At 40.3% G+C, this 24,271-nt stretch carries 21 protein-coding genes; 16 read left to right on the forward strand and 5 right to left on the reverse strand.

Features of this window, described 5'->3' with window-relative positions; all coding sequences use genetic code 11:
• Positions 1-117 precede the first annotated feature (117 nt).
• Positions 118-327, reverse strand: coding sequence for a transcription antiterminator/RNA stability regulator CspE (gene cspE / locus PR709_RS06765; protein ID WP_014657708.1), 210 nt, complete (start codon positions 325-327; stop codon positions 118-120).
• Positions 328-533: 206 nt separating this feature from the next.
• On the reverse strand, positions 534-1,004 hold the full coding sequence (locus PR709_RS06770) for a methylated-DNA--[protein]-cysteine S-methyltransferase (protein ID WP_004917609.1): 471 nt from the start codon (positions 1,002-1,004) through the stop codon (positions 534-536).
• Between the two features lie 290 nt (positions 1,005-1,294).
• Between PR709_RS06770 and nrdH the strand changes: the two genes are divergently transcribed.
• The 12 genes from nrdH (at position 1,295) to PR709_RS06830 (ending at position 15,262) form a co-directional block, all read left to right on the forward strand.
• Positions 1,295-1,522, forward strand: a complete 228-nt coding sequence (gene nrdH / locus PR709_RS06775; RefSeq protein WP_014657707.1) for a glutaredoxin-like protein NrdH — start codon at positions 1,295-1,297, stop codon at positions 1,520-1,522.
• A gap of 9 nt (positions 1,523-1,531) precedes the next feature.
• Positions 1,532-1,945 carry a class Ib ribonucleoside-diphosphate reductase assembly flavoprotein NrdI gene (nrdI, locus tag PR709_RS06780; RefSeq protein ID WP_004917606.1) on the forward strand — a complete coding sequence of 138 codons (414 nt, stop codon included), beginning with the start codon at positions 1,532-1,534 and terminating at the stop codon, positions 1,943-1,945.
• Positions 1,946-1,955: 10 nt separating this feature from the next.
• On the forward strand, positions 1,956-4,088 hold the full coding sequence (gene nrdE / locus PR709_RS06785) for a class 1b ribonucleoside-diphosphate reductase subunit alpha (protein ID WP_272570833.1): 2,133 nt from the start codon (positions 1,956-1,958) through the stop codon (positions 4,086-4,088).
• 13 nt (positions 4,089-4,101) lie between these two features.
• Entirely contained in the window at positions 4,102-5,073 is a 972-nt protein-coding gene (gene nrdF / locus PR709_RS06790; RefSeq protein WP_004917602.1) for a class 1b ribonucleoside-diphosphate reductase subunit beta, read from the forward strand.
• Between the two features lie 726 nt (positions 5,074-5,799).
• On the forward strand, positions 5,800-7,002 hold the full coding sequence (proV, locus tag PR709_RS06795) for a glycine betaine/L-proline ABC transporter ATP-binding protein ProV (protein WP_004917599.1): 1,203 nt from the start codon (positions 5,800-5,802) through the stop codon (positions 7,000-7,002).
• Positions 6,992-8,170 carry a glycine betaine/L-proline ABC transporter permease ProW gene (gene proW / locus PR709_RS06800; protein ID WP_014657705.1) on the forward strand — a complete coding sequence of 393 codons (1,179 nt, stop codon included), beginning with the start codon at positions 6,992-6,994 and terminating at the stop codon, positions 8,168-8,170. The genes proV and proW overlap by 11 nt, the downstream gene beginning before the upstream one ends.
• Positions 8,171-8,256: 86 nt before the next feature.
• A complete protein-coding gene (gene proX / locus PR709_RS06805; RefSeq protein ID WP_053110342.1) occupies positions 8,257-9,255 on the forward strand; it encodes a glycine betaine/L-proline ABC transporter substrate-binding protein ProX in 999 nt (332 codons plus the stop codon).
• A gap of 157 nt (positions 9,256-9,412) precedes the next feature.
• On the forward strand, positions 9,413-10,612 hold the full coding sequence (locus PR709_RS06810; protein ID WP_004917593.1) for an MFS transporter: 1,200 nt from the start codon (positions 9,413-9,415) through the stop codon (positions 10,610-10,612).
• Between the two features lie 656 nt (positions 10,613-11,268).
• Positions 11,269-11,793 carry a transcriptional repressor MprA gene (gene mprA, locus PR709_RS06815; protein ID WP_004917591.1) on the forward strand — a complete coding sequence of 175 codons (525 nt, stop codon included), beginning with the start codon at positions 11,269-11,271 and terminating at the stop codon, positions 11,791-11,793.
• A gap of 218 nt (positions 11,794-12,011) precedes the next feature.
• Positions 12,012-13,193 carry a multidrug efflux MFS transporter periplasmic adaptor subunit EmrA gene (gene emrA, locus PR709_RS06820; protein ID WP_004917588.1) on the forward strand — a complete coding sequence of 394 codons (1,182 nt, stop codon included), beginning with the start codon at positions 12,012-12,014 and terminating at the stop codon, positions 13,191-13,193.
• Between the two features lie 14 nt (positions 13,194-13,207).
• Positions 13,208-14,743, forward strand: coding sequence for a multidrug efflux MFS transporter permease subunit EmrB (emrB, locus tag PR709_RS06825; protein WP_036943452.1), 1,536 nt, complete (start codon positions 13,208-13,210; stop codon positions 14,741-14,743).
• 90 nt (positions 14,744-14,833) lie between these two features.
• Positions 14,834-15,262, forward strand: a complete 429-nt coding sequence (locus tag PR709_RS06830) for a hypothetical protein (protein ID WP_004917584.1) — start codon at positions 14,834-14,836, stop codon at positions 15,260-15,262.
• On the opposite strand, the gene PR709_RS06835 is transcribed toward PR709_RS06830, so the two are convergent.
• Positions 15,248-15,784 (reverse strand): hypothetical protein, encoded by a 537-nt coding sequence (locus PR709_RS06835; RefSeq protein WP_272570834.1) that lies wholly within the window; start codon positions 15,782-15,784, stop codon positions 15,248-15,250. The two genes, PR709_RS06830 and PR709_RS06835, sit on opposite strands and share 15 nt — an antisense overlap.
• Before the next feature lie 122 nt (positions 15,785-15,906).
• Positions 15,907-16,950 (reverse strand): tRNA/rRNA methyltransferase, encoded by a 1,044-nt coding sequence (locus tag PR709_RS06840; RefSeq protein WP_272570835.1) that lies wholly within the window; start codon positions 16,948-16,950, stop codon positions 15,907-15,909.
• A gap of 180 nt (positions 16,951-17,130) precedes the next feature.
• On the opposite strand from PR709_RS06840, the gene PR709_RS06845 reads away from it, so the two are divergent.
• From PR709_RS06845 to PR709_RS06860, 4 genes are all read left to right on the forward strand, one after another.
• On the forward strand, positions 17,131-17,844 hold the full coding sequence (locus PR709_RS06845; RefSeq protein WP_014657699.1) for a tRNA-uridine aminocarboxypropyltransferase: 714 nt from the start codon (positions 17,131-17,133) through the stop codon (positions 17,842-17,844).
• Positions 17,845-18,049: 205 nt separating this feature from the next.
• Positions 18,050-20,695: a bifunctional acetate--CoA ligase family protein/GNAT family N-acetyltransferase gene (locus tag PR709_RS06850; protein ID WP_272570836.1), complete on the forward strand. Its 2,646-nt coding sequence runs from the start codon at positions 18,050-18,052 to the stop codon at positions 20,693-20,695.
• 168 nt (positions 20,696-20,863) lie between these two features.
• Complete coding sequence (gene pssA, locus PR709_RS06855; RefSeq protein ID WP_004917572.1) at positions 20,864-22,219, forward strand: CDP-diacylglycerol--serine O-phosphatidyltransferase; 1,356 nt, start codon at positions 20,864-20,866, stop codon at positions 22,217-22,219.
• A 73-nt stretch (positions 22,220-22,292) separates the two neighbouring features.
• Positions 22,293-22,640 carry a YfiM family lipoprotein gene (locus tag PR709_RS06860; protein ID WP_014657697.1) on the forward strand — a complete coding sequence of 116 codons (348 nt, stop codon included), beginning with the start codon at positions 22,293-22,295 and terminating at the stop codon, positions 22,638-22,640.
• Between the two features lie 34 nt (positions 22,641-22,674).
• Here PR709_RS06860 and PR709_RS06865 read toward each other — a convergent pair whose 3' ends face one another.
• Positions 22,675-23,811 (reverse strand): immunity 26/phosphotriesterase HocA family protein, encoded by a 1,137-nt coding sequence (locus PR709_RS06865; protein ID WP_272570837.1) that lies wholly within the window; start codon positions 23,809-23,811, stop codon positions 22,675-22,677.
• Positions 23,812-24,271: the final 460 nt, after the last annotated feature.

Consider the following 24,271-nt stretch of genomic DNA (forward strand, 5'->3'; position numbering starts at 1 on the left):
CAAGCCTCGAAAATTCGAGGCTTTTTTATTTGTGACCCCAAAATCTAAGAGGCAAATAAAACTCGCCCCAGATGAACTGGGGCGAGTTTAGAGGCTGTTCGTTTCTATTTGTTTAAATTACAGAGAGACAACGTTTACAGCAGATGGGCCTTTAGCACCTTCAGTGATTTCAAATTCAACTTTCTGACCTTCTGCTAGGGTTTTGAAACCTTCGCTCGCAATAGCAGAAAAGTGAACAAACACATCTTTGCTGCCATCTTCTGGAGTGATAAAACCGAAACCTTTAGACTCGTTGAACCACTTAACGTTACCTTTAACTTTAGACATCAAATTATTACCTTTAAATAAAAATAGACACACCATCAGTGTCAGGTTCAGTACAACAGATATACAAGTAACTTGTCTACAACCTAGATCACGAAAATTGACAAAATATATAAAAAAATATTATTTATTGGGATAAATTTCTCATTTAACATGAATTATTCTTTATAATAGTAATTAATCCCAATAATAATATTAAACTCACTGAACTAATTAGCATATTCCTTTTCATGCGCTAATAACCAATCCTTGATATCTAACCCTCCGGTATAGCCGACCAGCTTACCGTCATGACCTAATACGCGATGGCAAGGAACAATCAACGAAATCGGATTACGTGAGTTTGCCATCCCCACCGCGCGGCAATAATTCACAGAACCGAGTTTTAAAGCCAGATCCTTATAGCTCCAACGCTCACCAAAAGGAATACTACAAAGGTGCCCCCATACTTTCTTTTGAAATTCAGTGCCTTGTGGATTTAACTTTACCGTGAATTCTTTACGTTGATGGTTAAAATATTCTGTCAGTTGTTTAACACACAACTCAGAATGCGTATTTTTCTGTTCTGGATAACTCTTTTGCTCAACAAAATAGATACTGGTTACCCCCTCGTCATCCGCCGTGATTTGTACCCACGGTTTAGGAAATTTTTCCGGTGCAGCCAAATATTGACAATACATAATATCCCCTTAAGAGAGTGCGATTATCTGATCGTATATACAGTTATAAACTGTATTATTTCTACTTGGCAATAATATTTTTTCTCAGACTTGATAACAGAACTATTCAAATCCTCAAAATTTAATTTTCCAATATAAATAACTACCTAGCCATTAATTAGAATAATTATCATTCAATATTTCCATACCACTATATATTGTGTGGTTGAAAAAAATTAGATCTATATATAGTCTTTAAATACCAATCATCACACTACTGATAGTATTCAGTACACCTAAAGGTACTTAATATGGCCATTATTACGATTTACAGTAAACCCGACTGCGTTCAATGTCATGCCACTTACCAAGCCCTAGAACGTAAAAGCATTCCATATCAGGTCATCGACCTCACTCAAGATGATGAAGCTCTACAGTTTGTTCGCAAATTGGGTTACCAGCAAGTTCCTGTTGTCGTTGCTGATCAAGAGCATTGGTCCGGCTTTCGCCCTGATATGATCAGCCGCCTTTCAGCTTAGGAGCGGATTATGCAAACGGAATCACTCATCTATTTTTCGAGCCGTTCTGGCAACTGTCACCGTTTTGTTGAAAAGGTTGGGCTGCCAGCAACGCGTTTGCCTATCGGTGAACAACAAAGCAGCATCATTGCCACCACACCATTTGTCCTGCTCCTTCCGACCTATGGGGGAGGAGGCAGCCGAGGTGCAGTTCCGAAAGAAGTGATCCGTTTTTTGAATATTGAATCAAATCGACGATTAATTCGTGGGGTTATTGCCGCTGGTAACACTAATTTTGGCGAAGCTTATGCGATTGCGGGCGATATCATCGCCACAAAGTGCCAAGTTCCCTACTTATATCGATTTGAATTATTAGGCACGGAGCGCGATGTGCAACGTGTCCGTGATGGACTAAATGCCTTTTGGCAACAAAGACATAATTAGAGCTAATTCAATGGAAAACACCAAAAACAAGACCACTGTTGATTATCATGCACTTAATGCCATGTTGAATTTGTACAACAGTGCGGGCGAGATCCAGTTTGAGAAAGATAAAGAAGCGGCTCACCACTATTTTCGCCAACATGTAAATCAAAATACTGTCTTTTTTCATGACTTAAAAGAGAAGCTCGATTTCTTAGTTAATGAAAATTATTATGAACCACAAGTCATTGAACAATATGATTTTGCCTTTATCAAGAAGCTTTTTAAGCAAGCCTATGCACATAAATTCCGTTTTCAAACTTTTTTAGGTGCATTCAAATACTACACCAGCTACACCTTAAAAACCTTTGATGGCAAACGTTACCTTGAACGCTATGAAGATCGTGTTTGCATGGTCGCGCTAACACTCGCTCAAGGTAATCAAGCACTTGCTAGCTATTTAGTCGACGAAATTATCAGTGGACGCTTTCAACCGGCCACCCCTACTTTCCTTAACTGTGGGAAAAAACAACGCGGAGAGCTGGTTTCCTGCTTCTTACTGCGTATTGAAGACAACATGGAATCAATTGGTCGTTCCGTCAATTCAGCGCTACAGCTATCAAAACGTGGTGGTGGTGTTGCTTTTCTGATGACCAACCTGCGGGAACAAGGCGCGCCGATCAAGCTGATCGAAAACCAATCCTCTGGCGTCGTTCCGGTCATGAAAATGTTAGAGGATGCCTTTTCCTACGCAAATCAATTAGGGGCGCGACAAGGTGCAGGCGCTGTCTATCTGCATGCTCACCACCCTGACATCATACGTTTTCTGGATACTAAGCGGGAAAATGCCGATGAAAAAATTCGCATTAAAACATTATCGCTTGGTGTAGTGATCCCTGATATTACTTTCCAATTGGCGAAAGAAAACAAAGAGATGTATCTGTTTTCACCTTATGATATTGAACGTGAATATGGCGTTCCCATGTCAGAAATCAGCGTGACTGAAAAATATCATGAGATGGTCAATAATAAGGCCATAAAAAAATACAAAATCAACGCACGCGAATTCTTCCAAACCCTCGCCGAAATCCAATTTGAGTCTGGTTATCCTTATATTTTATTTGAAGATACGGCGAATCGTGCGAACCCAATAGCGGGACGCATTAATATGAGTAACTTGTGCTCAGAAATTCTGCAAGTTAATCGCCCTAGCTTCTATGAAGACGATTTAAGTTACCGCGAAGTCGGGAAAGATATCAGTTGTAACTTAGGCTCCATGAATATAGCCAAAATGATGGATGCTCCCGATTTTGCCCAATCCGTTGCCATTGCGATCAGAGCGCTAACGGCGGTCTCCGATATGAGCCATATTCGCTCAGTGCCTTCTATCGAACAAGGTAACCATCAATCCCACGCCATTGGGCTTGGGCAAATGAACTTACATGGCTATCTTGCAAGAGAGCGTATCCACTATGGTTCAGAAGAAGCGCTTGATTTCACTAATATCTATTTTTATACCATCACTTATCATGCTTTAAAAACTTCAAATCAATTGGCAATTGAACGCAAAGCCACTTTTAAAGGTTTCGAGCATTCTGAGTATGCCAATGGTCGTTATTTTGATAAATATATCAACCAAAGCTGGCTACCAAAAACACAAACCGTTCAGGAATTATTCCGACGTTCGGGCATCGAAATTCCAACTCAGGCGGATTGGCTATCATTGAAACAATCAGTGATGGAGCACGGTATTTATAACCAAAACTTACAGGCAATTCCGCCTACTGGTTCAATATCTTATATCAATAACTCAACATCGAGTATTCACCCGATAGTTGCCCGGATAGAGATCCGTAAAGAGGGGAAAATAGGTCGCGTCTACTACCCTGCCCCATTTATGAATAATGATAACCTTGAATATTATCAAGATGCTTATCAAATTGGCCCTGAAAAAATCATCGATACCTATGCCGTTGCCACACAACATGTCGACCAAGGGCTATCTCTAACCTTGTTCTTCAAAGACGATGCAACAACTCGCGATATCAACCGCGCTCAGATCTACGCGTGGCGTAAAGGTATAAAAACCTTGTATTACATTAGGCTTCGCCAAACCGCCCTAGAAGGCACAGAAATTGACGGTTGTGTTTCATGTACGCTTTAAAAGGAAAATCAGTATGACAACGCACATTTCATCTGCACCAGTTAAAGCGATCAACTGGAATCGAATCGAAGATGATAAAGATTTGGAGGTCTGGAACCGCTTAACCACTAACTTTTGGTTACCAGAGAAAATACCTCTATCAAACGATATCTCTTCATGGAATACATTAACGGCTGCCGAGCAACAGTTAACTATTCGAGTCTTTACTGGGTTAACGCTGCTCGACACAATTCAAAATACCGTTGGCGCACCGAGCCTCATGTCCGATGCCCTTACACCACATGAAGAAGCGGTATTATCAAATATCAGTTTTATGGAAGCAGTACACGCTCGCTCTTATAGTTCTATATTTTCAACGCTTTGCTCAACTAGCGATGTTGATGATGCTTATCGTTGGAGTGAAGAAAATTCTGCGCTACAAAATAAGGCAAAAATCATTATGTCTTATTACTGTGATTCACATCCATTAAAGAAAAAAGTCGCAAGTGTTTTTTTAGAATCATTTTTATTTTATTCGGGATTCTATTTACCTATGTATTGGTCCAGTCGAGGCAAGTTAACCAATACTGCTGACCTCATTCGTTTAATTATTCGTGATGAGGCAATTCACGGCTATTATATTGGTTATAAATTTCAGAAATCCTTATTAAAATATGATGAAAAAACACAGAAGGAAATTAAAGATTTTACTTTCAGTTTACTTTTTGATTTATATGAAAATGAAGTGAATTATACACAAGAATTATATGACACTGTTGGTTGGACAGAGGATGTTAAAAAGTTCCTTCATTATAATGCCAATAAGGCATTAATGAATTTAGGTTATGAAGCCCTATTTCCCGATGTGGTTACTGATGTTAGCCCAGCAATATTATCGGCACTTTCACCGGATGCAAATGAGAATCATGACTTCTTTTCGGGTTCAGGATCTTCATATGTCATTGGCAAAGCAGTAAGCACCGAAGATGATGACTGGGATTTTTAATCAATCAATTTAGTTAACTGATCGTTTTAAACATCCTAAATAAGCATATCCCGCTGAATAATAATAACTTTATTTAGCGGGATATCTTTTAGTATAAAAAACCATCATGACAACTCGAGATTTACATGTTTTACTGTTAAATAATTCATTTTTAATATGCATATCAGGCAATAATTTTTAAGAATAAGTATTTTCGCTTAAAAATTAATTAATATAACTAATCAATAAGGCCTTATATTGAAATTATTTTCAATTTTATTTGCTAATTGACCTAACCGTTATAATCTCTATTCTTTTTAATTTGTTATGGTTAGTTTTCAAATGCACAATAGTAAAATAAATGTATATACAACAAAACGTTAACCTATTTATTTTGAAAATAAATCACCTTAATGTTGAATCCCATAAAAACAACACTTTCCTAATTTGTATTCTATTTTTACTCGCTATTTTTTTGATTAATACTCCTTAACCAAGGGTTGTCAGCTCAATTTATTATGCTAGGTTATATTACTTGTTTATTTTTCTAATAATTTTAAGTGGAGCCGTTGAATTCAAATCATAATTATTAAATTCACCTTAAGCGAAATAGGAATATCTACCCTAAATATTTTCAACCAATAGTCTAAAGCTGATAATCGAGTTTTTGGCCAATTGATAAAAAGACCAGTTTCATTCGATAAGTGCTTTGAACAATTTATTAATTGAAAAATGGGTAATTACTGTATGCCAATAAAATTAGAAGTTAAAAATTTATATAAAATTTTTGGGGAACACCCTGATCAAGCCTTCAAACTTTTAGAATCAGGAATGAGCAAAGATGATATCTTTGAAAAAACAGGCCAAACGGTTGGTGTTCAAGATGCAAATTTAGCCATTAATGAGGGTGAAATCTTTGTTGTGATGGGGCTTTCGGGATCTGGGAAATCAACATTGGTACGGCTTCTCAATCGCCTAATTGAACCCACCAGCGGACAAGTGCTGATTGATGGTGAAGATATCTCGAATATTTCAGAAAAAGCGCTACGTCAGGTCAGACGCACAAAAATCAGTATGGTGTTCCAATCCTTTGCGCTCATGCCCCATATGAATGTTCTCGATAACACCGCTTTTGGTATGGAACTCTCGGGGATCTCAAAAGAGCAACGTCATCAAAAAGCCATGGATGCCCTTCGACAAGTTAACCTTGAAAAATGGGCTTACTCTTATCCTGATGAATTATCCGGCGGTATGAGGCAGCGTATTGGTCTTGCACGAGCCTTGGCAAATGATCCCGATATCTTGTTAATGGATGAAGCCTTTTCTGCGTTAGATCCCTTGATCCGAACCGAAATGCAAGATGAGTTGCTCTCTCTTCAAGGTGATAAACAACGCACCATTGTGTTTATCTCCCACGACCTTGATGAAGCCATGCGCATAGGAGACCGAATTGCCATCATGCAAGGTGGTGTCGTTGTGCAAATAGGCACTCCCGATGAGATACTCAATAATCCCGCGAATGATTACGTCAAAACCTTCTTCCGTGGTGTTGATATTAGTCAGGTCTTTAGTGCCAAAGATATTGCGCGACGAAGAGCCGATGCCCTATTGCATATTGCGCCTGGTTTTGGCCCACGTTCCGCATTGAAAGTGCTTAATGATGATGACCGATACTATGGTTATCTCATCTCTCGAGGACACACATTTGCAGGTGTCGTATCTGTTGAATCACTCGAAAAAGCGCTACAAAACAACCAAGGCATTGAATCAGCGGTGATTTCTAGCATAGAACCAATTCAGGGAGAAACCCCACTCAATGAGGTCATCTCAACCGTTGCACAAGCTCCCTGCGCCGTTCCCGTTATTAATGAAAAAAATCGCTATCTTGGTGTGATATCGAAGGGAATGCTACTACAGGCGCTGGATAAGGAGACTTCTAATGAGCAATAACACGAATGAGCGTAAAGCTGACTATCAGGATCCGTGGGCAGAAACCCAAGCAGATGAGACATCGCAACAAAATAATGCGACGGATACCACTTCAGGCAGCGACCCTTGGTCAACGAGTTCCGAAAGCCAAACATCAACAGAGAGTGATCCGTGGGGAAGTACAGCAGATACTTCAACACCGTCAGATACCGGCGGAAGCGATTGGCTGGATGCGGCTCCCACTGAGGGAATAAATACAGAACATTTTGATATTATGGATCCTTTTCAACATACTCTGATCCCGCTTGACTCTTGGGTCACTCAGGCTATTGATTGGATCGTGTTGCATTTCCGTCCTGTTTTTCAGGGGATCCGTATTCCTATTGATTTTATCCTTAGCGGCTTTGAGCAGCTTTTAACCTCACTACCGTCACCGATTGCGATTATTTTATTTGCGTTGATAGCATGGCAACTGGCAGGCCGTGTCATGGGCATTGCAACATTTGTGTCGATGATTGTGATTGGTGCTATCGGGGCTTGGTCAGAAGCGATGGTAACACTCTCTCTGGTGCTAACCTCGTTACTCTTTTGCTTAATTATTGGCTTACCACTCGGCATATGGCTAGCCCGTAGTGATAAAGCCGCCAGCATTGTTAGGCCGATCCTTGATGCGATGCAAACAACACCAGCATTCGTGTATTTAGTACCGATTGTTATGCTTTTTGGTATTGGCAATGTGCCCGGTGTTGTCGTCACCATCATCTTTGCGCTACCGCCTATTATCCGTTTGACTATTTTAGGTATCAAACAAGTTCCCGCAGACTTGATTGAAGCAGCAGAATCCTTCGGCGCCAGCCCTCGTCAGCTACTCTTTAAAGTCCAACTGCCTTTGGCGATGCCAACCATTATGGCTGGTGTTAACCAAACCTTGATGTTAGCACTTTCCATGGTCGTTATCGCCTCCATGATTGCCGTCGGTGGCTTAGGTCAAATGGTATTACGTGGTATCGGTCGTCTCGATATGGGACTCGCGTCCGTCGGTGGTGTGGGCATTGTTATCCTCGCGATTGTGCTTGACCGATTAACGCAGTCACTTGGCAAAAATTCGCGTAGTAAAGCCTCAACTCGCTGGTATCAACAAGGCCCCATCGGCCTTATCACGCGCCCATTTAGCCGAAAATCACATTAAGTTTTTGCTCTTCTATTCACGATAGAGCCGACAATCGGCTCTTCGCTTGCCAAGGCAAGCCAAAACGACAAACAGAGGTATCAATAATGAAAAAACCAATGATATTGGCAACTGCCCTGACAGCCTTACTTGCCGTTCCATTTGCTCATGCAGAAGATCTTCCCGGTAAAGGGGTAAAAATCACCCCGGTACAAAGTACCATCAGCGAAGAAACGTTCCAAACGCTGTTAGTGGCAAAAGCCCTTGAGAAACTCGGTTATGAAGTCGAGCCGATTAAAGAGGTCGACTACAATGTGGCTTATGCTTCCATTGCCAATGGGGATGCAACCTATTTGGCGGTAAGCTGGGTGCCATTACATGATGCACAATATAACGCGGCAGGGGGTGATAAGGTCTTTTACCGCCAAGGTGATTATGTCGTGAATGCGGCACAAGGTTATCTCATCGATAAGAAAACCGCCGAAAAATACAAAATCACCAATATTGATCAGTTAAAAGATCCAAAAATAGCCAAATTATTCGATACCGATGGTAATGGTAAAGCAGACCTAACGGGTTGTAACCCAGGCTGGGGCTGTGAAGCGGCGATTAACAACCATCTAAAAGCTTATGGTTTAGAAAAAACCGTTGAGCACAATCAAGGCAACTACGCCGCTATGATGGCAGACACCATCACTCGTTACAAAGAAGGTAAACCTATCCTGTACTACACATGGACGCCTTACTGGATCAGTGATGTGCTCAAACCAGGTCGTGATGTGGTTTGGTTAGAAGTACCGTTCTCATCAATGCCAAATGGTGACAAAACCGACACCGCATTACCGAACGGTAAAAATTACGGCTTCCCACCAAACACAATGCATATCGTCGCCAATAAAAAATGGGCCGAAAAGAACCCTGCGGCAGCTAAGTTATTCGAGATCATGAAACTCCCTATTGCAGATATCAACGCTCAAAACTTGAGAATGCATAATGGAGAAGCTTCGCAATCGGATATTCGCCGTCACACCGATGCGTGGATCAAAGCCCATCAATCCACTTTTGATGGTTGGGTAGAGCAAGCACGCAAAGCTGCTGAAAAATAATATCTGCCAGTGATGAGTCTTCTAAGCCACCTTTTTAGGTGGCTTCTTTGCACGCTCTCCAACTTATAGAATTATTTTATTAATAGATAAAATGTTCCCATTCATAACTCAAAATTGTTTTATAGTAGAGGCCTTATGAATGATGAGTAGATATTGAATGAATAAGGCACCACAAGCAGAACTCACTCCGGGTTTAGTCATATTAATGGCCATCGCAACAGGCCTCGTCGTTGCTAGTAACTACTACGCGCAACCCCTTCTAGACACTATCGCCACTCAATTTAACCTGACCACAAATATGGCGGGGTTTATTGTGACTGTCGCCCAATTAGGCTATGCAGTAGGTCTACTTTTTTTAGTTCCCCTAGGTGATATCTTTGAGCGTAAAGGCCTGATATTAACAATGACATCCTTGTCAGCTATCGGCTTACTTATCACCGCGCTCTCAAATAATATCTGGCAAATTCTTGTTGGAACGGCACTCACAGGGCTATTTTCAGTTGTTGCTCAAGTGCTCATCCCAATGGCAGCCTCGCTGGCAAAACCTCATCAAAGAGGGAAATCTGTCGGTATCATCATGAGTGGATTGCTATTAGGAATCTTACTTGCTAGAACAATTTCCGGCGCCGTCGCTATGGTAGGAGGATGGCGAACCATTTATTGGGTCGCTTTTGCCCTACTTATTATCTTAATTATTGTGCTTGCGATTAAACTGCCTCGTTATCATCAAAAAGCAAACCTAAATTACTTCCAGTTGCTGTTTTCAATAGGTCGACTCTTTTTTGGAACCCCTGTGTTGGCCGTTCGTGCGCTATTGGGCGCCCTATCCTTCGCCAATTTCGCATTACTTTGGACTGCCATGGCTTTTCTACTTGCCAGCCCACCTTTTAGTTTTTCAGAAGGAACTATCGGCCTTTTTGGCTTAGTTGGTGCTGCCGGAGCATTCATGGCTTCCCAAGCCGGTCATCTCGTCGATAAAGGTAAAGGAAAACGAGTGACAACCATCGGCTTAATTTTATTGCTTCTGTCATGGATCCCAATTGGATTTGCAAAGGATTCACTGATTGCTTTTATTATTGGCGTCTTAATACTTGACCTGGCTATTCAAGCTGTCCATGTCACTAACCAAAGTACTCTATACCGTATTTTACCTGATGCGCGTAATCGTATTACCGCAGGCTATATGACGAGCTATTTTATTGGTGGTGCACTTGGCTCTTTATTATCTGGCTATGCTTACGAAAAAGCAGGTTGGGAAGGCGTTGCTATCGCTGGCGGCATATTATGTGTGATCAGTTTGATTATTTGGGCAATAGGTATTCGCTTTGACCCCACCATATACCCATCCGATGAATAAAATATACTCGCGAGGAGTGTCTTTTTTTAGGCACTCTTTATAAACCCTGCCATAAATCTATCAGAAAATATAATGCATCGGTAAAAATACTTAATTTATACTTAATATCTCATTCTCCGCTTCCTCTCTTTATAATCACAAATTTTTGCCAATGATTTTATTTTGCAATAATTACATAGGCAAAAATCATCAAATGACACAGTTAAACAAAAAATATACCTTTCTATAAAGTTATAATGTAATTTATATAAATTACTATTTCTTGTAGTTATTGTAATCAATATGTTAGTTGTCACCTAACAATACTAAGTAACAGAGGAAAGGTTTACAAATGTCATGAAATCATGACAGTAAGGAGAGTGCAGCAGTATAATTACGTGATTTTATTTTGTTTTACTCGGTTATTATCATGATGAAAAATAAAGCAAAATGATGATTTTATTATACGTAAATAATTTAAAAGGCAGAAGAGTATAATTAAGCTATACTAAATTTAGCAAATTACATTCATAAAATTTATGAATTATGTATCATTATCAAAATAAATTTGATGGTATCAATTAACTACAATTGCTAATTTTAGCTTTTGATATACCATTTAGATGGTTGATGACAGTTGTAATCTTACCAACTGAAACTAATAAGGTATCTAAATAATGGAAAGTTCATTTACTCCGACTGAAGAGTTACTTAATGCTCGCGTCGCACAGCAAAGTTCACACAGCAATCCCATTCCCTATCAGGAGATCCTCCTAACACGCCTTTGTATGCATGTTCATGGCAAGCTCCTTGAGTCTCGTAATAATATGCTCAAAGCTCAAGGGATTAATGAAACACTGTTTATGGCGTTAATGATCCTAGATACAAAAGATTCCCGCAGTATTCAACCTTCTGAGCTAAGCGCTGCTTTGGGATCCTCACGCACTAATGCAACCCGTATTGCCGATGAACTGGAAAAAAATGGTTGGATTGAACGTAAAGAAAGTCACAATGACCGTCGTTGTTTGCATCTTCACCTAACTGAAAAAGGCTCTGAATTTTTAGCAGGGTTATTGCCTCCTCAGCATGCAGCCTTAAAAGATATTTGGTCAGTATTAGATGCTGAAGAACAACAACAACTGAATAAGTTGATGCGTAAGTTGCTAATAAAGCTAGATACTGTTAAAGATTATAGTAAATAATTAACCATTGTATTTTTGTGGGTAATGTATTTGAGGCATTTATAAGCAAAAAGGCGAAAAAAGACTTTTCTGTCTGAAAGATTTCGTTATCCTTTCTAACTTGTGCTTACGATATCCCATCAAGCAAATATTTCAATTGTTGTCTTAGTTTCCAGTGGTTAATGTTAACTGCTGGGAACATTCGTGATCTAAAATGCCGATGAGCGGAGAAACACCCAATGAGTGCCCATGAGGAAATGCAACCAACCCAAAATCCACAACCAAATAAAAAAAGAAAACGCAGAAATGCTTTAATGTTTCTCACATTCCTTTTTATTGCTATTGGCGTTGGCTGGGCAATATACTGGTTCCTTGTTTTACGCCATTATGAAACGACTGATAACGCTTACGTTGCAGGTAACCAAGTTCAAATTCAATCTCAAATTTCTGGCAGTGTTATGACGGTGAATGTCGATAACACCGATTTCGTCAAAAGCGGTACAGTATTAGTAGAGCTTGACCCTCGAGATGCTCAACTTGCATTAGAAAAAGCCAAAACCACTTTAGCAAACAGCGTTCGTCAAACCCACCAGCAGATAGTGAATAGCCGCCAATATCAAGCGAATATTGATATGAAGCGCTCTGAGCTAATTAGTCTACAAAACGATTTAAAACGCCGTGAAGTCCTTGGCAGCAGTAACCTAATCGGGAAAGAAGAACTGCAACACGCTCGCGAAGCCGTTGTCAGCGCTAAAGCAGCGCTCGAAGTGGCTATTGAGCAACTCAATGCAAACAAAGCGATCATTCTAGATACTCCCCTCGAAAAACAGCCGGCTGTCGAAGCTGCCGCAACAGAAGTTAGGAACACATGGTTAGCATTGCAGAGAACTAAAATTGTCAGCCCTGTGGATGGTTATGTCTCACGCCGTAGCGTACAAGTCGGCTCACAAATTACGACTTCAACACCGTTGATGGCTATCGTTCCTTCTGAAGGTATGTGGATTGATGCCAATTTCAAAGAAACCCAACTTGCCGATATGCGCATTGGACAGCCCGTTAAAGTAACGACTGATTTTTATGGTAAAAATATTGTTTTCAATGGCACCGTAGCAGGGTTAGATATGGGAACAGGTAGCGCATTTTCATTACTGCCTGCTCAAAACGCTACAGGGAATTGGATCAAAGTAGTTCAACGCTTACCCGTCCGTATCGTATTAGACCCGGCTCAATTGGAGCAATATCCATTACGTATTGGCTTATCGACAGAAGTGACGGTAGACACGCTTAATAAAGATGGCAAAGTGCTATCAAAAGGTATGCGTGAAGCGCCTGCATATCACACCTCTGCACTTGCCATAGATATGTCTCCTGCAGACAAAATAGTTACTGAGATTATTAACAATAACTCAGGCAACAAATAATCCGAGGTGTAATTGTGACAAATACACCGTTAACAGGATCAAAACTCGCGTGGATGACCATTGCTCTGTCATTGGCCACATTTATGCAAGTACTTGATTCAACAATTGCTAACGTTGCCATTCCAACGATTGCAGGTAATCTTGGCGCCTCTAACTCGCAGGGAACGTGGGTAATTACCTCTTTTGGTGTGGCAAATGCGATTTCAATTCCTATTACCGGATGGTTAGCCCGCAGGATTGGTGAAGTTAGGCTATTTTTATGGTCGACAGGCCTATTTGCACTAACTTCATGGTTATGTGGTATCTCTGGCAGCCTTGAAATGCTGATTTTATTCCGTGTGTTACAAGGGCTGGTTGCGGGGCCATTAATTCCCCTATCCCAAAGTTTATTGCTCAATAACTACCCCCCTGCCAAACGGAATATGGCCTTGGCGCTTTGGTCAATGACCATCGTTATCGCGCCAATTTGTGGGCCAATATTGGGTGGCTACATCAGTGATAATTATCATTGGGGTTGGATATTCTTTATCAACGTTCCATTTAGTATCGCAATTATTTTTGCCATTATGCAGACACTAAAAGGGCGTGAAACCAAAATTTCTATTCAACCCATTGATACTATCGGGCTAGTACTGCTAGTTATCGGTATTGGTGCCCTGCAAATCATGCTAGACCAAGGGAAAGAGCTAGATTGGTTTAATTCCACTGAAATTATTGTGCTGACCGTCATTGCTGTTGTTGCGATATCGTTCTTAATTGTTTGGGAACTCACTGACGATCACCCTGTCATTGATCTTTCGTTATTTAAGGAGCGCAACTTCACCATCGGTTGTTTATCGCTTAGTCTTGCATATATGCTCTACTTCGGAACAATCGTACTACTTCCCCAACTCCTACAGGAAGTTTATGGTTATACAGCAACCTGGGCGGGTCTTGCTTCCGCCCCAGTAGGCTTATTGCCCTTGTTGATCACACCAATTATTGGACGTTTCGGTAATCGCATTGATATGCGTTATATCGTAACCTTTAGCTTTATTGTTTATGCTGTTTGTTACTATTGGCGTGCTTATACATTTGAGCCGGATATGGGATTTGCCGCCGCGGCATGGCCACAATTTGTGCAGGGGCTAGCGATTGCCTGTTTCTTTATGCCATTGACGACCATTACTTTATCAGGGCTTCCTCCTGAAAAAATGGCCTCAGCATCAAGTTTATCTAACTTCACACGGACATTAGCGGGTGCGATTGGTACATCCATTACAACCACAATGTGGACACAACGCGAAGCGATGCACCATGAGAATCTGACGGAGTTTATTAACCCGTACAATCCAAATTCTCAACATATGTACAGTGAATTAGCCCAAATTGGTATGAATGAGCAGCAAAGTGCCGCCTATTTAGCGAAAACAATTACCGACCAAGGGCTGATCTTATCTGCAAATGAGATTTTCTGGTTATCTGCTGGGATCTTTATTTTGCTCATGGTCATTGTTTGGTTCGCCAAACCACCTTTTGGCGCAGGCTCTAAAGGTGGCGGAGCACACTAAACTCTAATTAATAAGGTCTCATAGATTCAATATGAGACCTTATTTTATTCACCAACATGACAGTATTTATACACTATAACGAGGAAAAAAATGTTGAAATCATGGATTGAAAATAGCGAGTTACTTGCCCTAATTAACTCAATCAGCGAAGGAGAAGCAGAGCAATATCGCCGTAAACTTATTACCTATGTTAATCGCTATCAAGAAGAACATTCCTTTGATATTCTTGAAGATGTTTTCACTTATATGCAGCTAAAACTTGAAGAAGATGATCTCGATTTTACTACTTTACCCCAACAAATTAGCGACGCCATTCAGGTAGGCTACTATGAATATTGTCTAAGTTTAAATGAGATTTCAGCTGCTTATAAAATTATCAGCAAGCCCACGCCTCTCACGCGTTTAGATATCAAATCTTTTATCAATCATATATTGGAAGCATTTTCCTGCAATTACCCTAAAGAAGAGTTTTTAGACCGTGAACTAAATTATCTCACTGAATTATTAAGCGAGTTCTAAATTCACAATTTCATGCTCTATACCTTGCGTATCAATCACAGAAAGTGCAAAGGCATCAAAACCGTCACATTTGACTTGCTCCCATGGCATACTCAGCCCATTCAATAGCATAACATTTCCCATTGCATCAAACTCATAGCTCTCTTTTTCATCTTCATAATCAATATTATAAAAAAAGGAGAGCTTCAAAATCGCTGGGGGAAAGTCATATTTTATTGGTGATAACTGCTCAAGAGGCTCATCATAAGGTTGATCACAAAACATCGCATCATACCCATGAATTGTGCCATCAAACAGCAAGAATGTTTGACCTGATACAGAGTGTTTAGCAATTATTGTTAGGGGATGACTATCAGTTTCCATGATATAAGGCTGTGCTTCCTCATCGACAGAAACCACCTCACCCGTGAACCAAATTTCAAACGTATCCTCTGTCGATTGTGAGCCAAAATAAACCTCGGTCAATTCTCCGTTACCCTGTATTGAGCGGAAATCATGGGTTAAGTACGACGGAATTTTCATTCCTATCTCTCCATCAAATAATGTTGTACGCACATTGCTTAGAGCCTAATAATAAAAAAACTGCATATTAATTGGCGATAATTTCACCTTTCATATGCAGTTTTATTTATTAATTAAAATAACTAGTTAGCTTTATTCTGTTGCCACCATTGTGCCAACATAATCCCCGTCGCAACGGAAACATTGAGGCTCTCAACTTTACCTGTACCACCAATATACAGGCTCATATCCCCCTCGTTCCATACGCTGTCGCTCAAGCCATCACGCTCTTGGCCTAAGACTAACACCATTTTTGCAGGCAACTTAGCCTTCGAAATATCTTGGCTACCTTTATGGCTTGATGTCGTTACAATCGTATAACCAGCTTGGCGGAATTGGCTTAACGTGTTACTCAGACCATCAGCATCAATCGCTTTGATATGTTCAGCGCCACCTTCAGCCGTTCGAATCGCAGCACCAGACTCCACAACGCCTGCATCTTGTAAAATCACACCTTGCACGCCAAAGTGCGCACAACTACGCATGATGCCACCTAAGTTATGTGGATTACCGACATCTTCTAACGCCAAAACACAATCTTTTGTGGGTGCTTGTTGCAGATAAGTTTCCACACTCATACCACCGCGTTTTTTAATCAGAAAACAGACGCCGCCGTGGTGCTCTGTTCCAGATGCTTTCGTTAATTCTTCATCATCAACCACATGGTATGCTTTACGGTTAGCAGCCATCCACTTTAGCGCATCACGAAAACGAGGTGTGACTGATTGTAGGAACCATGCACGAACAATCGCTTCTGGGCGATTTTTAAACATCGCCTGACACGCATTTTCACCATAAATACGCGTTTCTTCTAAACGCTGTTTACGCAATTGCTCAGGGTCAATCTGGCTTTTACCGGCAATCCCACCATGATCATGGATTAACTCATCACTATTTGGCTTCGATACGGTGCGCCAAGCGGAGTGCTCACGAGGTGGTTGGCTTTTTCTATCATCAAAACGACCTGAACGCTCATTGCGACGTCCGCCGCCACCTCTTCTATCATTCGTGCGCTTATTATCTTGTTGACGCTTGCCTTTGCTATGACCAGCATCTTGGCCTTCGCTACGGACATACATCACTTTTACTTTACCATTCTTACCATTAAAATCATTCGAGTCGTTCATTGCTATCCCCTACAAAGCTATGGCGCGAAGGTTACATGATGTTGCCGAGCTACGCCACTGATTCACGCTATTATTGCATCTAAAAGATGCCGAATATACTTCTATCGTCATTTAACGGATTTACGTACAATACGTGCTTTGTTTTATCAAAACCGTACAATATCAAAAGCTGCACCCAACATGACTAAAAATGCCGTTTATACATTACGCCAAGAACGCCTGACCGCCTCAACGAAACCCTTTAAAGCACGAGGGTGTCGCGTTAAACGCTGTCATTATTGCCTACTTCCCGTTCCACAATGCCTGTGCCAAGAAATTGTTCCGGTCCACGCTAAGAGCCAATTCTGTTTAATCATGTATGAGGGAGAGGTCTTTAAACCAAGTAATACAGGAAAACTGATCGCAGATATTTTACCGAATACGCTGGCTTTCCAGTGGTCAAGAACCGATCCAGACCCACAACTCCTTGCTGCGATTCAAGACCCAACACGGCAGCCTTATATTATTTTCCCTGAAAGTTATGCTCAAAGTGGAAGAACGGTAGTCAACCAGCCAACCGTTTCAGATAAACCTGCATTATTTATTTTATTAGACGGTACATGGCCAGAAGCACGCAAAATGTTCCGTAAAAGCCCTTATCTTGACCAGATCCCTGTATTATCAATCAATACAAAAGCACGAACAGATTATTTATTGCGTACCCCTTCAAAAGAGGATCAACACTGCACAGCAGAAGTTGCAGCAACACTCCTTGAGCTAGCAGGAGATACTTCCGCTTCTAAACAGCTCTTCAACCATTTTAACCTATTTAGAGACAAATACTTGGAAGGCAAGCCGCATCATCCACTCGCACAAATGCGCCAAGCAGAAAAGCAGCTAACTCAAAGTGAGTAGAAAAAATAAGCGATTGTTTATCTACAAAGATGAACGTCATGCAACTTTAGGATAGTTAGCAGTTTAAAACGTGAACATCATTAGATAATTCCATTAAATAAACAGGATAAACTAGCACTAATTATCAGATACGGCATAGTATTACTTGGCTTCTCAATATTCTTTGAACGGTATTTTCGCTCACTAAAGCAAAAGGTTATCTGCCATGGGTTTACTGAGTCAGTTAGAATCGTTATTTAGACCAAAATCGATCGCTGTGATTGGTGCTTCTGAAAATCCGAATCGTGCAGGTTCGGTAATGATGAAAAACTTATTAACTAATGGTTTTAAGGGGCCTATTCTCCCTGTCAACCCTAACCGAAGCTCTATTCTTGGCGTGCTGGCTTACCCATCCATCGATAAATTGCCTTTAAAACCAGATCTTGCGGTCATCTGTACTCACCATTCGAAAAACCCTGAATGTTTAAAACAGCTCGGTGAATATGGCTGTAATGTGGTTATTATTTTATCATCTCCTTCAATTCAATTTGCTGAACTCAAGAAAATCGCCCAACAATATCAAATAAGGCTACTCGGTCCAAATAGCCTCGGTATACTGGCTCCATGGCAAGGGCTTAATGCGAGTTTTTCACCGATCCCAATCCTAAAAGGGAAATTAGCCTTTATCTCTCAATCCGCTGCCGTTTCTAATACCGTACTGGATTGGGCACGCCACCGAGACATTGGATTTTCTTACTTTATCGCCTTGGGTGATAGCATTGATATCGATATTGATGATTTACTGGATTATCTGGCTCGCGACAGTAAAACGAGTGCTATTTTGCTCTATCTTGAAAATATTAGCGATGCACGTCGTTTTCTTTCCGCCTCACGTAGCGCATCACGGAATAAGCCAATTCTAGTAATAAAAAGCGGTCGTACCCGAAAAGCTCAACAACTACTCGGTGAAAAACCAAGTCTTGATGCGGCATACGATGCGGCCATCCAGCGTGCAGGGCTGCTTCGAGTACAAGATACTCATGAAATGTTTTCTGCGGTTGAAACCCTAAGCTATATGACGCCTCTACGGGGAGAACGACTATCTATCATTAGTAATGGTGCTGCCCCTGCGGCAATGGCTTTAGATGAGCTACTGCAACGAAACGGTAAGCTCGCTACCTTAAGTCAAGAAACAGAAAATGAACTTAGTTCACTCCTTCCCCTTGACCTCTCAACCCAAAATCCTATCGACCTAGGTGATGATGCCACCGTTGATCGCTATATTAACGTATTGAACAAAATGCTCGATAGCCATGACCATGATGCACTGTTATTGATCTATACACCTAGCGCCATAACAGAAAGCAAGACAATGGCAGAAAAAGTCATCAAAACCATTAAGCAGCATCCAAGAGGTAAGTGGTTAACCATACTAACTAACTGGTGTGGCGAATACTCATCACAAACCTCACGTCGGCTCTTTAGTGAAGCAGGGATACCAACATATCGTACACCTGAAGGCGCGATAACCGCATACATGCATATGGTCGAGTACCGACGCAACCAAAAACAGTTAAAAGAAACGCCAGCGCTTCCAATTGGTATCACAACCAACACTCAGCAAGCACATGAATATATTCAACAGGCTCTACAAAATAACAACTTACACTTAGACACACATGAAGTTCAGCCTATTTTACAGGCTTATGGTTTAAACAGCCTACCGACTTGGATAGCTCATTCTAGTGATGAGGCAATTGAAATTGCAGAGAAAATTGGCTACCCCGTCGCATTAAAGTTACGTTCACCAGATATTGTGCATAAATCAGAAGTACAAGGGGTAATGCTCTACTTACGTAATGCTAAAGAAGTGGGAGATGCTGCTAAAGCCATTATGGAGCGTGTATCCACCAATTTCCCCAATGCACGTATCGAAGGTTTACTGGTGCAAAGTATGGCGAACCGTGCTGGCGCCCAAGAGTTGCGTATTGCCGTTGAACTTGATCCCGTCTTCGGCCCATTAATTATGCTAGGGGAAGGCGGTATTGAATGGCAACAAGAGAGCCAAGCTGCGGTCGCTTTACCACCATTGAATTTGGCCCTAGCGCGATACTTAGTTATTCAAGCCATTAAAGGCTATAAAATCAAAGCGCGCAGTGCACTGGCACCACTCAATATCCCAGGGCTGGCGAGTTTGCTGGTGAGGGTTTCAAACCTAATTATTGATTGCCCAAATATTGCACGACTAGATATTCATCCGTTACTCGCCTCTGGAGATGAATTCACTTTACTTGATGTCTCAATGACATTAATTCCAGAGCAAGAGAACCAAAAATCAAGGTTAGCGATCCGCCCTTATCCAAGCGAACTAGAAGAAACTATCTCACTCAAAGATGATCTCACTTGTTTGCTAAGACCAATATTGCCGGAAGATGAACCACTATTAAAATCATTTATTGAGCAAGTGACTAAAGAGGATCTTTATTATCGTTATTTTAGTGAAATCAGTGAGTTTACGCATGATGATCTCGCCAATATGACGCAAATTGATTATGACCGCGAAATGGCATTCGTGGCTGTTAGGGATCCTGATTCAAACCCTGAAATTATAGGGGTGACTCGCGCAATGGCAGATCCTGATAACCAAGAGGCAGAATTTGCGGTTCTCGTCAGATCGGATATGAAAGGGCTAACTCTTGGCTATCAATTAATGACTAAATTACTGAGCTACACCCGTTCACATGGTATAAAAAAATTGACAGCAATCACGATGCCCGAAAACCGTAATATGATCAGCCTAGCGAAAAAGTTAGGTTTCGAGATTGACGTTCAATTTGAAGATGGGGTTGTAAACTTAACATTACATTTATAACCCGATAGCCTAAATAAACCTGTACAACAATTAAACAGGTTTTTAATTTATTCTAAATGGTTTGGCTAAGTATGCTATCATCGACAGATCATTCGCTTACCAATACCTGAGAGTATATTTATACAAGCGATTTGCTATTAGACTAATTAAGAGAAAATTTACACTGTGATGTTGTCAAAATTAAAACAAGCAAAACATCAACAATATTTAGCGAGTTTACCTAAACTGGCTCAGTCTATTGCTGATGTTAAAACGCTATATAAGACAGAAGATTTTCGTGATGCTCTACTTGAACAAATATCTATTGCTCAACATTGCATCTACATCACTGCGTTATATTTAGAGCAAGATGATGCAGGTAAAGATATTCTTCATGCACTGTATGCCGCTAAGCAAGCGAATCCATCATTAGAGATTAAAATACTTGTTGATTGGCACCGTGCGCAACGAGGAAGAATTGGTGCAGCCGCTAATTCAACGAATGCAGACTGGTACTATGATGTTTCGCAACAATACCCGGACATTGATATCCCTATTTATGGTATTCCTGTGAATACACGGGAAGCCTTAGGTGTCTTGCATCTAAAAGGTTTTATCTTTGATGATACTTTATTGTACAGTGGCGCTAGTATTAATGATGTCTATCTACAGCGCCATGAAAGATATCGCTACGACCGGTATCAGCTGATCAAAAATAAGGCATTAACGACATCAATGAAGACTTATATTGATGATGCCTTACTAAAATCGGATGCGATTCAGCTATTGAATAAGGCAAACAGACCCAAAACCGCCGAATTCAAAAATATCATCAAACAATTCCGTCTTTCACTTAGAGGAAGCTCATATCAATTTAAGGGTAATGCAACTAATGGTGAATTAGCCGTCACGCCTCTAGTTGGTTTAGGCAAAAAAAATGACCTAAACCGAACAATTACCCATCTAATGAGCTCAACACAAAATAAACTCACAATCTGTACCCCTTATTTCAATCTTCCAGCCGTATTAGTTAGGATTATTAGCCGACTATTACGTGAAGGTAAGCAGGTGGAAATTATTATTGGTGATAAAACTGCTAATGATTTCTATATTCCCCCTGAAGAGCCATTTAAAATTATTGGGGCTTTGCCGTACCTCTATGAGATTAATCTACGGCGGTTTGTTAGCCGCTTACAAAAATTTGTTGATAGTAAGCAATTAACAATTCGCCTGTGGAAAGATGGTGATAATACTTATCACTTAAAAGGGATGTGGGTTGATAGCCAATGGCAACTTATTACAGGTAATAATCTTAACCCACGAGCGTGGGGATTGGATCTTGAAAATGCGGTTTTAATTCACGACCCAAATCAAGAGATGCAAGAGCAGCGTCAGCATGAACTTGACTGTATTCGCACTCATACAAAAATTGTGAGTCATTATCGTGAATTAGATAGTATCCAAACCTATCCAATCAAAGTGAAAAAACTCATTCGCCGCTTAAGACGAATTAGAGTAGACCGCTTAATCAGTCGTATTTTGTAATTTATCCGTATCTTGTATCTATAAAAAGCGCCACGACTGTGGTGCTTTTTATATTAGACCCGTTGATAAACAAATGAATCTGCTAAAAACATTATTATCTTATTTACTTATTGGCTTAATTTTTACGATAACAGGCTGTTCAGGGGCCCACTGGGCAAATGATAATTGGCAAGGTAAGGATAAGGCACAGCATTTTGCTTTTTCAGCCGCAATGGCGATGGCCGGCAATGCTTATGCTGATAGGCAAAATTGGCAACATCGAGATGCTGCGCAATTTGGCGTTTTATTTTCCATTACCCTAGGAGCGGCAAAAGAGCTGTATGACAGTCGACCTAATGGTACGGGATGGAGCTGGCATGACTTTGCTTATGATGTCGCTGGAGCCGTTGCTGGGTATAGTTTATATCAAAGTTTAAAATAAGAACCAGTAATGATTTAGCAAATTTATTTGCTCCCTACTTTTTATTCGCATATAGCGCGTATTCTTCACGAGTCATACCGCCGAATTGCCGATTAAAATCATCAAATGTTATATCTTCAGATATACCAAAATGAGCAAAAGCCAGTTTTTCCAACGGTGTTTTACGACTTTCTACTGTTTTTATTTCTGAAAAACTGACACCAAAATTAACACCATGTCTCAACAATTCCATATCTTGAATACCACTAGGTAGCATTGATGCGTGTTCATTTGGATGGCTTTTTATTCCAACTCCCCAACATAATCGAGTAAAAGAGTCATTAGATAGTGATCTTCCCGCTTGAATGGGAAAATCAATATCATCGGCAGTTAAAAGTTTATTTCCAATAATCTCGTATACACCTCTCATAACATAGTCATCCATCATGAAAAATGAATCCGATAAGCTGTGCTGTATAATTTCTTCAATAGGCATATTTTTTTCTTGGCTTTTGAACTGATACGTTCGAACAATTAAGGGAACCGTCATGAGATCATTCCAAATATGCTCTTGCTTCAGCACGCCTGCTTTTTTTATCTTAGTGATCTGACCTATAATCAGAGCAAATCCATAATATTCTAGGTCTATTTCATAACAAAAAATATCGCCATTCTTATATTTAACATTTTTTCGTGGGGCATTTTTCATACGTTCCACTTTAGAGAAATAACGTTCATCTCTTGAAGACACAAATGTGGCTAACCATTGGCGAAACGCATCAACAGTTCCAATTTGCTGAGGAAATGGAATAGGTAAACGAAGGCTATTTTGGCTATTCGTCACATTTAACGTCGCACCAATTCCTGAAGTGCTTAAAGTTAAACTAAAACGACAACCCGTACTTTTCATTCCATTAATCGATGTATAATTTAATTTTTTCTCTTTGCCTTTTGCTGTTCTAGGCAAAACAAACTCTCTATTTCTCGTTTTAATCAAATTATCTTCTTCAATATATAGGGTATTGATAAAACCCTCACCACTATGCTCATAGTTATAAATAATTTTACAGATAGCATCACCATCAAAATAAACAACCATCCCTTTTTTGATTTCAACTCTATCCCATTTAGCGGATATCAATTCCAAGCCAAAAAGCTCTCTTTCATCATTGGTGAGGATGATATTTTCCATGTATTGACTACCCATAACCTATACCTCTATAAATCTGAATATTTGAACTGTAAAAATACCTAAAATGTAGGTAATCAATATCATCCATTCCCCCTATCAATACCAGAAAGTTTTTTTATTTTTGCTAGTTATTTACCTATAAGTAGATAAAATTGATATCGAGTACTCTGTATGATAAAGCGATCTAAACCATTATGTTATTTAGATACAGATTGCTATCCATAAAAAATAAATACCAGTCATTCCATATAAAATGGTATCAAACATTAAAATAATGTCTAATGGTGAGTCATTCCTTTATCTCTACTCAATATATTTGCTACCAATATGCAGTTCGCTGGCACAGGATTGGCGAGAAAGAGCCATCAATGGGGTTAGTGGTGACAGTGGAGGTAAAAGGATTACAGTATGACGTGCTCCAAACGCAAAAAAGCCACCCATTGGGTGGCTTTCTCACTGA

The sequence above is a fragment of the Providencia sp. PROV267 genome, assembly GCF_028477825.1.
In the GTDB taxonomy this organism is placed as follows: domain Bacteria; phylum Pseudomonadota; class Gammaproteobacteria; order Enterobacterales; family Enterobacteriaceae; genus Providencia; species Providencia stuartii.

Excerpts from the sequence above, each read along its gene's own strand:
- pssA (WP_004917572.1), top strand. The coding sequence starts at position 20,864 with ATGTTGTCAAAATTAAAACAAGCAAAACATCAACAATATTTAGCGAGT.
- PR709_RS06845 (WP_014657699.1), top strand. The coding sequence starts at position 17,131 with ATGACTAAAAATGCCGTTTATACATTACGCCAAGAACGCCTGACCGCC.
- PR709_RS06865 (WP_272570837.1), bottom strand. The coding sequence starts at position 23,811 with ATGGAAAATATCATCCTCACCAATGATGAAAGAGAGCTTTTTGGCTTG.
- nrdH (WP_014657707.1), top strand. The coding sequence starts at position 1,295 with ATGGCCATTATTACGATTTACAGTAAACCCGACTGCGTTCAATGTCAT.
- nrdI (WP_004917606.1), top strand. The coding sequence starts at position 1,532 with ATGCAAACGGAATCACTCATCTATTTTTCGAGCCGTTCTGGCAACTGT.
- PR709_RS06770 (WP_004917609.1), bottom strand. The coding sequence starts at position 1,004 with ATGTATTGTCAATATTTGGCTGCACCGGAAAAATTTCCTAAACCGTGG.
- PR709_RS06860 (WP_014657697.1), top strand. The coding sequence starts at position 22,293 with ATGAATCTGCTAAAAACATTATTATCTTATTTACTTATTGGCTTAATT.
- nrdE (WP_272570833.1), top strand. The coding sequence starts at position 1,956 with ATGGAAAACACCAAAAACAAGACCACTGTTGATTATCATGCACTTAAT.
- PR709_RS06810 (WP_004917593.1), top strand. The coding sequence starts at position 9,413 with ATGAATAAGGCACCACAAGCAGAACTCACTCCGGGTTTAGTCATATTA.
- cspE (WP_014657708.1), bottom strand. The coding sequence starts at position 327 with ATGTCTAAAGTTAAAGGTAACGTTAAGTGGTTCAACGAGTCTAAAGGT.
- nrdF (WP_004917602.1), top strand. The coding sequence starts at position 4,102 with ATGACAACGCACATTTCATCTGCACCAGTTAAAGCGATCAACTGGAAT.
- proX (WP_053110342.1), top strand. The coding sequence starts at position 8,257 with ATGAAAAAACCAATGATATTGGCAACTGCCCTGACAGCCTTACTTGCC.
- mprA (WP_004917591.1), top strand. The coding sequence starts at position 11,269 with ATGGAAAGTTCATTTACTCCGACTGAAGAGTTACTTAATGCTCGCGTC.
- PR709_RS06835 (WP_272570834.1), bottom strand. The coding sequence starts at position 15,784 with ATGAAAATTCCGTCGTACTTAACCCATGATTTCCGCTCAATACAGGGT.
- proW (WP_014657705.1), top strand. The coding sequence starts at position 6,992 with ATGAGCAATAACACGAATGAGCGTAAAGCTGACTATCAGGATCCGTGG.
- emrA (WP_004917588.1), top strand. The coding sequence starts at position 12,012 with ATGAGTGCCCATGAGGAAATGCAACCAACCCAAAATCCACAACCAAAT.
- proV (WP_004917599.1), top strand. The coding sequence starts at position 5,800 with ATGCCAATAAAATTAGAAGTTAAAAATTTATATAAAATTTTTGGGGAA.
- PR709_RS06830 (WP_004917584.1), top strand. The coding sequence starts at position 14,834 with ATGTTGAAATCATGGATTGAAAATAGCGAGTTACTTGCCCTAATTAAC.
- PR709_RS06840 (WP_272570835.1), bottom strand. The coding sequence starts at position 16,950 with ATGAACGACTCGAATGATTTTAATGGTAAGAATGGTAAAGTAAAAGTG.
- PR709_RS06850 (WP_272570836.1), top strand. The coding sequence starts at position 18,050 with ATGGGTTTACTGAGTCAGTTAGAATCGTTATTTAGACCAAAATCGATC.